Source organism: Phycicoccus avicenniae (genome assembly GCF_050496545.1).
GTDB lineage: Bacteria > Actinomycetota > Actinomycetes > Actinomycetales > Dermatophilaceae > Phycicoccus > Phycicoccus avicenniae_A.
In genome coordinates, this window is record NZ_JBNVZV010000010.1 from 138,081 (window position 1) to 145,339 (window position 7,259).

9 protein-coding genes are annotated in these 7,259 nt (G+C 74.1%); 1 reads left to right on the forward strand and 8 read right to left on the reverse strand.

All coding sequences use genetic code 11. The annotated features are described in order from the left end of the window. Position 1: 1 nt before the first annotated feature. From ACQZ2A_RS10740 to ACQZ2A_RS10760, 5 genes are all read right to left on the reverse strand, one after another. Positions 2 to 1,480 carry a lysophospholipid acyltransferase family protein gene (locus ACQZ2A_RS10740; RefSeq protein WP_430210613.1) on the reverse strand — a complete coding sequence of 493 codons (1,479 nt, stop codon included), beginning with the start codon at positions 1,478 to 1,480 and terminating at the stop codon, positions 2 to 4. After that, on the reverse strand, positions 1,480 to 2,538 hold the full coding sequence (locus ACQZ2A_RS10745; protein WP_430210615.1) for an NAD-dependent epimerase/dehydratase family protein: 1,059 nt from the start codon (positions 2,536 to 2,538) through the stop codon (positions 1,480 to 1,482). The genes ACQZ2A_RS10740 and ACQZ2A_RS10745 overlap by 1 nt, the downstream gene beginning before the upstream one ends. A 122-nt stretch (positions 2,539 to 2,660) precedes the next feature. Next, entirely contained in the window at positions 2,661 to 2,759 is a 99-nt protein-coding gene (locus ACQZ2A_RS10750) for a 30S ribosomal protein bS22 (protein WP_003792170.1), read from the reverse strand. Positions 2,760 to 2,903: 144 nt separating this feature from the next. Beyond that, positions 2,904 to 3,104, reverse strand: coding sequence for a helix-turn-helix domain-containing protein (locus ACQZ2A_RS10755; RefSeq protein WP_166102834.1), 201 nt, complete (start codon positions 3,102 to 3,104; stop codon positions 2,904 to 2,906). 213 nt (positions 3,105 to 3,317) lie between these two features. After that, positions 3,318 to 4,508: an acetoin utilization protein AcuC gene (locus ACQZ2A_RS10760; RefSeq protein ID WP_430210619.1), complete on the reverse strand. Its 1,191-nt coding sequence runs from the start codon at positions 4,506 to 4,508 to the stop codon at positions 3,318 to 3,320. A 71-nt stretch (positions 4,509 to 4,579) separates the two neighbouring features. Here ACQZ2A_RS10760 and ACQZ2A_RS10765 point away from each other — a divergent pair, with 71 nt between their 5' ends. Continuing rightward, positions 4,580 to 5,248 (forward strand): potassium channel family protein, encoded by a 669-nt coding sequence (locus ACQZ2A_RS10765; protein ID WP_430210621.1) that lies wholly within the window; start codon positions 4,580 to 4,582, stop codon positions 5,246 to 5,248. A 25-nt stretch (positions 5,249 to 5,273) separates the two neighbouring features. Here the strand turns inward: ACQZ2A_RS10765 and ACQZ2A_RS10770 are convergent, their stop codons facing one another. The 3 genes from ACQZ2A_RS10770 to proC form a co-directional block, all read right to left on the reverse strand. Continuing rightward, a complete protein-coding gene (locus tag ACQZ2A_RS10770; RefSeq protein WP_430210623.1) occupies positions 5,274 to 5,801 on the reverse strand; it encodes an N-acetyltransferase family protein in 528 nt (175 codons plus the stop codon). Between the two features lie 73 nt (positions 5,802 to 5,874). Continuing rightward, positions 5,875 to 6,387, reverse strand: coding sequence for a GNAT family N-acetyltransferase (locus tag ACQZ2A_RS10775; protein WP_430210625.1), 513 nt, complete (start codon positions 6,385 to 6,387; stop codon positions 5,875 to 5,877). Then, positions 6,380 to 7,180 (reverse strand): pyrroline-5-carboxylate reductase, encoded by an 801-nt coding sequence (proC, locus tag ACQZ2A_RS10780; RefSeq protein ID WP_430210627.1) that lies wholly within the window; start codon positions 7,178 to 7,180, stop codon positions 6,380 to 6,382. The genes ACQZ2A_RS10775 and proC overlap by 8 nt, the downstream gene beginning before the upstream one ends. Positions 7,181 to 7,259 lie beyond the last annotated feature (79 nt).

Sequence of the window (7,259 nt, forward strand, 5' to 3'; positions counted from 1 at the left end):
GTCAGAAGAACACCGAGCGGCGCTGCATCAGCAGGGTGTACAGGGTCTGCTGGATGGTCTCGCGCACCTGGTCGGTGAGGTCGAAGACGAGCATCGGGTCGTCGGCGGCGCCGGCGTCGTGGCCGTCGGTCTCGATGGGGGTGCCGAACTCGATGATCCACTTGCTCGGCAGGGGGATCATCCCGAGCGGCCCGAGCAGCGGCCAGGTGGGCGTGACCGGCGCGTACGGGAGGCCGAGCAGGCGGGCGAGCGTGCCCATGTTGCCGAGGATCGGGTAGATCTCCTCGGCGCCGACGACCGAGCAGGGGACGATGGGGACGCCCGCGGCCAGCGCCGCCGAGACGAACCCGCCGCGGCCGAAGCGCTGGAGCTTGTAGCGCTCGCTGAACGGCTTGCCGGTGCCCTTGAACCCCTCGGGGAAGACGCCGACGAGCTCGCCGCGCGCGAAGAGCCGCTCGGCGTCCTCGCTCGTGGCCAGGGTCGAGCCGGAGCGCCGGGCGGTCGTGCCGACGAACGGGGTCTGGAAGACGAGGTCGGCGCCGAGCGCGCGCATCGTGCGCCGCGCCGGGTGCTCGTCGTGGATGGCGAGCTGGACCATCAGCGAGTCCAGCGCCACCGTGCCGGAGTGGTTGGCCACGACGAGCGCGCCACCCTCCGCGGGGATGTTCTCGATGCCGCGCACCTCGACCCGGAACCAGTGCCGGTACAGCGGGCGGAGCATCGGGTAGAAGACGTTCTCGGTGAAGTGCTCGTCGTAGCCGAAGTCGTCGACCTCGTAGTCACCGTCGAACCGGCGGCGCAGGTACGCGAGGACCTGGGCGACGCGGCGCTCGACGTCCTCGGGCGCCACGCCAGCCGCCTCGGCCGCGACCCGCAGCGCGACGACGAGCGCCTCGACGAGGTCGGTGAGGTCGGGGACGGGGAGGCCGCTGCGCGCCGGGGCGTCGGCGATGGTGGGGTCGAGGGGCGGGACGACCGGCGCGGGCTCGGGGACCGGCGGGGCCGGCGGTGGCTCGGCCAGGCGCAGGTGCGGGCGGCGGAGGGCCTCGTCGCGGCGGGCCTTCTCGCGCGGGGAGAGCTTCGGACGACCGGTGCGCTCGCCGGCCTGGGTGGTGGCCCGGGCCGAGGGGGCGGAGGTGATGCGCGGCGCCGGGCGGTGCTTGCGCGGCGCGGGGGTGGCGGGTGCCGGCGTCGAGGCGGCGGGCGGCGTGGCCGCCTTCTTCACGGATGCGGCCTTCTTCGCGGGCGGCGCCGCCTTCTTCGCCGGGCCCTTCGCGGGCGGCGTCGCCTTCTTCGCCGGCGTCGCCTTCTTCACGGACGCAGCCTTCTTCGCCGGCGCCGCCTTCTTCGCCGGCGCCGTCGCCGGGGCCGCCGGCGTCCCGACCACCGGGTCGGCGCCGATGAGCGGCGTGGCCCGGCGCCGTGCCCGCTCGCCGCCGGCTCGCGCGGCGCCCGCGGCGAGGGTCCCCCGGCCCGCCATCAGCGACCCACCCCCGCGCCGAGCGCACGCAGGACGGACTGGCTCGCCCCACCGGCGAGCCCGGTCACGGCGTCGACGAGCATCGAGCCCCCGCCGGTGCCGAGCGTGGCGGCGAAGGACTCGAAGGCCTGCCGGGTCGTGTAGCGCGGCTCGAAGCCCAGCCCGCTCCGCATCCGGGTCGTGTCCAGGCCCCGGCCGAAGGCGAGGAAGGACATCTGGTCCGGGGAGAAGTCGGCGAGCCCGAGCCGCTTGGCCACCCCGCCGACGAACCCGGCGCTGCCGAGCGGCACGGGGACGACGGGGCGGCGCGCGAGCGCGGCGGCCTGGAGCACGGAGACGACGCCGTCGCCGGCGACGTTGACCACGCCGGTCGTGGAGCCGGTGCCCGCGAGGAGGAGGGCGTCGATGGCGTCGTCCTCGTGGACGAACTGGAGCCGGGCGTCGTACCCCAGCGGCACCGGCACGACGGGCATCGAGAAGTAGTCGGTGACCGAGGTGCGGATGCGCGGGCCGATGACGTTGGCGAGGCGCAGCATGAGGATCTCGGTGTCGGGGCGGCGCCGGGCGAACCCGCGCACGTACCCCTCGACCTCGATGGAGTCCTTGCCGAAGCCCCCGCTCGGGCTGCGCCGCGCCCCCATGTCCTCGGTGAAGAGGGCCGGGTCGCGCGGGGTGGAGCCGTACACCGCCGCGGAGGACTTCACGACGAGCCGCCGCACCGTGGAGGCCTTCTGGCACGCCGCGAGGAGCTGCATCGTCCCGATGACGTTGATCTCCTTCTGCGGGGTGCGGCCCCCGACGAAGGTGGGTGTGGCGATGACGTTCATGTGGACGACGGTGTCGACGCCGGCGCCCTCGATGACGCGGCCGATCATCGGGTTGCGGATGTCGGCGCGGACGAACTCGACGCCGCCGATGTCCTGGGGCGGGGGGATGACGTCGACACCGACGACGTGCTCGACCCCGGGCTCCGCGGCGATCCGGCGCGCGAGGAGGCCGCCGAGGTACCGCGATACCCCCGTGACGAGAACCACCCGCGCCAACGCCTTCTCCTTCACGCCGCTTCCACTGCCGACCCTACCCAGTGCCGCGCCGTCGGCGTCACCCCGTCGAGGGTGCGGACGACAAAGGCCCCCGGCACGAGCCGGGGACCTTCGGCGGTCTCAGAGGTGACGCGGGGTCACTTCTTGTTGCGACGCTGGTGACGCGTCTTGCGCAGCAGCTTGCGGTGCTTCTTCTTGGCCATCCGCTTGCGCCGCTTCTTGATGACAGAACCCATGGGTGTTCCTCACGGTGGTACGGGGGTGCGGCGGCCCACCCTACCCGCCTCCCGGTCGGCCGCCCAAACCCGCCCGGTCGACGGCGAAGGGGCGGCCCGCCGTGGTGGCGGGCCGCCCCTTCGCGACCGGGGGTGCTCCCGGGATCAGGCGGTGTCGACGAACGAGCTGCGGAGGTAGGTGTGCACCTCGTCCTCCGGGACGCGGAACGACCGACCGACCCGGATCGCCGGCAGCTCACCGGCGTGGACCATGCGGTAGACCGTCATCTTCGAGACGCGCATGATCGTGGCGACCTCGGCGACGGTGAGGAACCGCACCTCGCCGAGCTGACGCTCCGTGGACATCGTGACCTCGATCTTCTGCTCTTCGCAGCGCCGGACAGCGCCCCGGCTTGGCTCCCTGCGTCGTGCTGTCGCAACCATAGGGGCAGTTGTGACCACTGTGAAGGCCAATGGGTGGAAATTCCTCCGGATGTCCAGCCGACACGCCGAACGGCCGACGACGAATCGGGCGTGTCGACGCGGATCGAGCGGGTCGCGGCCCCCGGGACGGCGCGATCAGTCGAACCAGGGGTCCAGGCCGTGGAGGGGGAAGACCGCCTGTCGCGTCGCGAAGACGGCCCGGTCGAGCGGACTCTCCGGGTTGTGGCCCATCCCCCACGGCTGGACCCAGATGGGCAGCCGGTCCGGGGGCAGGTCCCCCATCCGGCGCGGCCCGGGGCGCCCGAGCAGGCTCTGCACGTGGTCGCGCCACTCCTGCGGGACCTCGGTGGCCACGTCGACCGGCCGGTGCGCGGCGATCGCCGTCAGGTGGGTCCAGGACCGCGGGACGACGTCGACCAGCTCGTAGCCGCCCCCGCCGAGGGCCACCCACCGCCCGCCGGCGACCTCGTGGGCGAGGGTGTGCAGCTCGTCGTGCGCCCGGCGCTGGGCGTCGACGGTGATCGCCAGGTGGGCGAGCGGGTCCTCGAGGTGGGTGTCGCACCCGTGCTGTGTCACGAGCACGTCCGGCTGGAAGGCCCGCACGAGCGGCGGCACGACGGCGTCGATGGCCCGCAGCCACGAGGCGTCGCCGGTACCCGGCGGCAGCGCGACGTTGGCCACGCTCCCCCGCGCCTCCGGCCCGCCGACGTCGCCCGGCCAGCCGGTGCCGGGGAAGAGGTGCTGACCGCTCTCGTGGAGCGAGATCGTGAGGACCCGGGGGTCGTTCCAGAAGACCCGCTCGACACCGTCGCCGTGGTGGACGTCGATGTCGACGTAGGCCACCCGCTGCGCCCCGTGGTCGAGCAGCCAGCGGATGCCGACCGCGATGTCGTTGTAGATGCAGAAGCCCGCGGCGTGCGTGCGCATCGCGTGGTGCAGCCCGCCGCAGAAGTTGACGCCGTGCTCGGCCTCGCCCTCCCAGACGCGGCGGCAGACGTCGACGGTGCCCTGGACGATGCGGGCCGAGGCCTCGTGCATCCCGCGGAAGGCGGGGTCGTCGTCGGTGCCGAGCCCGCGGTGGACATCGGCCCGGGAGGGGTCCTCGGAGGCGGCACGCACGGCGGCGACGTAGGCCGGGTCGTGGACGGTCGTCAGCAGGTGGTCGTCGGCGACGTCCGGGCAGAGGACGTCGACGTGGTCGAGGACGCCGAGCGAGCGCGCGAGCCGGGAGGTGAGGTCGAGCCGCACCGGCGCCATCGGGTGGGTGGGGCCGAAGTCGTAGGCGGTGAACACGTCGTCCCAGATGACGCTCGTCCGTGGGCCCATGGCTGCACGCTACTCGGTGGGGCGGGCGTGGCAGGCTTGCCCCGACCGACCCCACACCGGGAGGAACGACGATGGGCAAGAGCGCGAACGCGGACAGCGAGGTCCTCGTCATCGGCCTCGGGCGCTTCGGTGCCGCAGCGGCGCTCGAGCTGCGTCGGCTGGGGCACAAGGTGACCGCGATCGAGAAGGACGGCTTCCTCGCCGAGAAGTTCCTCGGCCGGATCAGCCACGTCGTCCACGGCGACGCCAGCGAGGTCCAGGTCATCCGCGACGCCAAGGCCGGGAAGTTCGGCATCGCCGTGGTCGCGATCGGCTCGTCCGTGGAGGCGTCGGTGCTGGCGGCCGCCAACCTCGTCGACGCCGGCGTCCCGGCCATCTGGGCCAAGGCGCTCTCCCCCGAGCACGCCCGCATCCTCGACCGGATCGGGGTGCAGCACATCGTCCGTCCCGAGGCCGACACCGGCCGGCGGGTCGCCCACCTCGTCGGCGGCCGGATGCAGGACTACATCGAGTTCGACGACGGCTTCGCCATCGTCAAGATGCGCCCCCCGACCGAGACCGTCGGTTTCACGTTGGAGCAGAGCGCAGTTCGCAGCAAGTACGGCGTGACCGTCGTCGGCGTCAAGGCGCCCGGTGAGGACTTCACCTACGCCGTGCCGTCGACCAAGGTCTCGGCGCACGACGTGCTCATCGTCAGCGGTCCCACGACGCTCATCGAGCGGCTGGCCGCCCGCCCCTGACCCACCCGCGGCGGGCCCGGCAGGGTCAGAGGGTGGGGATGCCGCCCCGGTCGCCGGCCAGCGGGAGGGTCATCGCGACCTCCTCCTCGCCGTCGTCCTCGGAGACGACGCGCATCGGCCGGCGGCTGCCCGTGGGGCGGAAGCCGAAGCTGCTCGCGAAGGCCACGGCCCGGCCGTTGTCGGTGCCGACCCAGTAGTAGAGCTGCGTGCGACCCTGCTCGGCGGCCACGTGGGCACCGGCCCGCACGAGCGCCGCCGCGACACCGCTGCCGCGTGCCTCGGGGCGCACCCAGAGGCCGAACAGCTGGGCGGCCTCGGGCTTGTCCTCGCCCACCTCGCCGACGCTCGCGATGCCGACGGCCTCGCCGTCGCGCTCGGCGAGCAGGCGCGTGGAGCGCTGCATCCGGGCCCGCCAGAAGTCCTCCGGTTCGGCCTCCTCCTCGGCGTGGGAGGCGACGAACGCCTCGGGCGACTCGGCGAGGGCGGTGAGGCGGACCGCGCGGAAACGCTCCCACTCCTCGACGTCCAGGGGACGCACCGTGATGTCGCTCATGGCGGAACTCTCCCACGACACCCTCGGGGTGGGGCAACCGGGGAGGATGAACAGCCGGTGCCGGGGTGCTCCGTCAGGGCAGGTCGCGGGCCATCCGGACCTCGACGCACGAGGGGTCCCACGGCATGGTGCCGGTCTCCCCGGTGAGGGCGAACCCGCGCCGGAGGTAGAAGCGGCAGGCCCGGGTGTTCTCGCGGGCGACGTCGAGCACGACGCGGCGGAACCCGGCGTCGGCCGCGTGCGCGAGCGCGGCGTCGACGAGTGCCTCGGCGGCCCCGCTCCCCCGCGCCGGCGCCGCCACCCACATGCCGACGAGGTACACCTCGCCGGGCGCGAGCTCCTCGGCGGCGAAGAGCCCGACGGTGCCGACGGGACGGCCCTCGTCGACCGCGAGCCACGTGGCGGGGCCGGTAGACGCGTACTGCTGCCAGGACGCGTCGTCGCGGGCGGCCGCCTCGGCGTACGTCGTCCAGAACGCCCGCGGGCTGTCGATGAGCGCGGCCATCCGGACGTCGCGGTAGGTGCGCCACGCCTCCGGGCCCAGCCGCTCGACCCGCAGCGGAGGTGCGAGGCCGGGCTCAGCCACCGGCGAGCTCGGCGCTGCGGACGGCGGCGGCCTCCATCGCGCTGATGAAGGCGGCACGCACCTTGTGGTCGTCGAGCTCGCGCAGCGCGGCGGCGGTCGTGCCGCCCGGCGAGGTGACCTGCTCGCGGAGCACGGTGGGGTGCTGGCCGGTCTCCTTGATCATCGTCGCGGCGCCGAAGAGCGTCTGGACGACGAGCTCGGTGGCGGTGGCGCGCGGCATCCCGAGGACGACGCCGGCCTCGATCATCGCCTCGACGACGTAGAAGATGTACGCCGGCCCGCTGCCGGAGATCGCGGTGACGGCGTCCTGGAGCTTCTCGGGGACCTCGAGCACCTTGCCGGTGGCGGCGAGCAGCTCCTCGGCCTCGGCGACCTGCTCGGGGGCGCAGTGGGCGCCGCCGGAGACGGCGGCCATCCCCTGGTCGACGAGCGCCGGGGTGTTCGGCATCACCCGGACGACCGAACGCCCCTCCGGCAGACGGGACTCCACGAAGGACGTGGTGATGCCGGCCGCGAGGCTCACGACGAGGTTGCCGGCGTCGACGTGCGGGGCGATCTCCTCGAGCAGCGCGCCCATGTCCTGGGGCTTGACGACGAGGACGAGGGTGTCGGCGGCCGCCGCCGCCTCGGCGTTGTCGAGGACGCGCACCCCGTACTTCTCGGACAGCTCGGCGGCGCGGTCGGCCCGGCGCTCGGTGATGACGAGGGCGTCCGCCGGGCGCCCGGCGCGCAGCAGCCCCGAGAGGAGCGTCTCGCCCATGACACCGGCACCGAAGATCGCGACCGTACCCATGGGGGCGAGTATGCCGCCCGTCCCGGGGTGGGGGGGGGGGGGGGGGGGGGGGGGGGGGGGGGGGGGGGGGGGGGGGGGC

What these genes read in the sequence shown, in the direction of transcription:
- ACQZ2A_RS10765 (WP_430210621.1), top strand. Translation starts at nt 4,580, where the DNA reads ATGGGCAAGAGCGCGAACGCGGACAGCGAGGTCCTCGTCATCGGCCTC.
- proC (WP_430210627.1), bottom strand. Translation starts at nt 7,180, where the DNA reads ATGGGTACGGTCGCGATCTTCGGTGCCGGTGTCATGGGCGAGACGCTC.
- ACQZ2A_RS10750 (WP_003792170.1), bottom strand. Translation starts at nt 2,759, where the DNA reads ATGGGTTCTGTCATCAAGAAGCGGCGCAAGCGGATGGCCAAGAAGAAG.
- ACQZ2A_RS10760 (WP_430210619.1), bottom strand. Translation starts at nt 4,508, where the DNA reads ATGGGCCCACGGACGAGCGTCATCTGGGACGACGTGTTCACCGCCTAC.
- ACQZ2A_RS10755 (WP_166102834.1), bottom strand. Translation starts at nt 3,104, where the DNA reads ATGTCCACGGAGCGTCAGCTCGGCGAGGTGCGGTTCCTCACCGTCGCC.
- ACQZ2A_RS10770 (WP_430210623.1), bottom strand. Translation starts at nt 5,801, where the DNA reads ATGAGCGACATCACGGTGCGTCCCCTGGACGTCGAGGAGTGGGAGCGT.
- ACQZ2A_RS10740 (WP_430210613.1), bottom strand. Translation starts at nt 1,480, where the DNA reads ATGGCGGGCCGGGGGACCCTCGCCGCGGGCGCCGCGCGAGCCGGCGGC.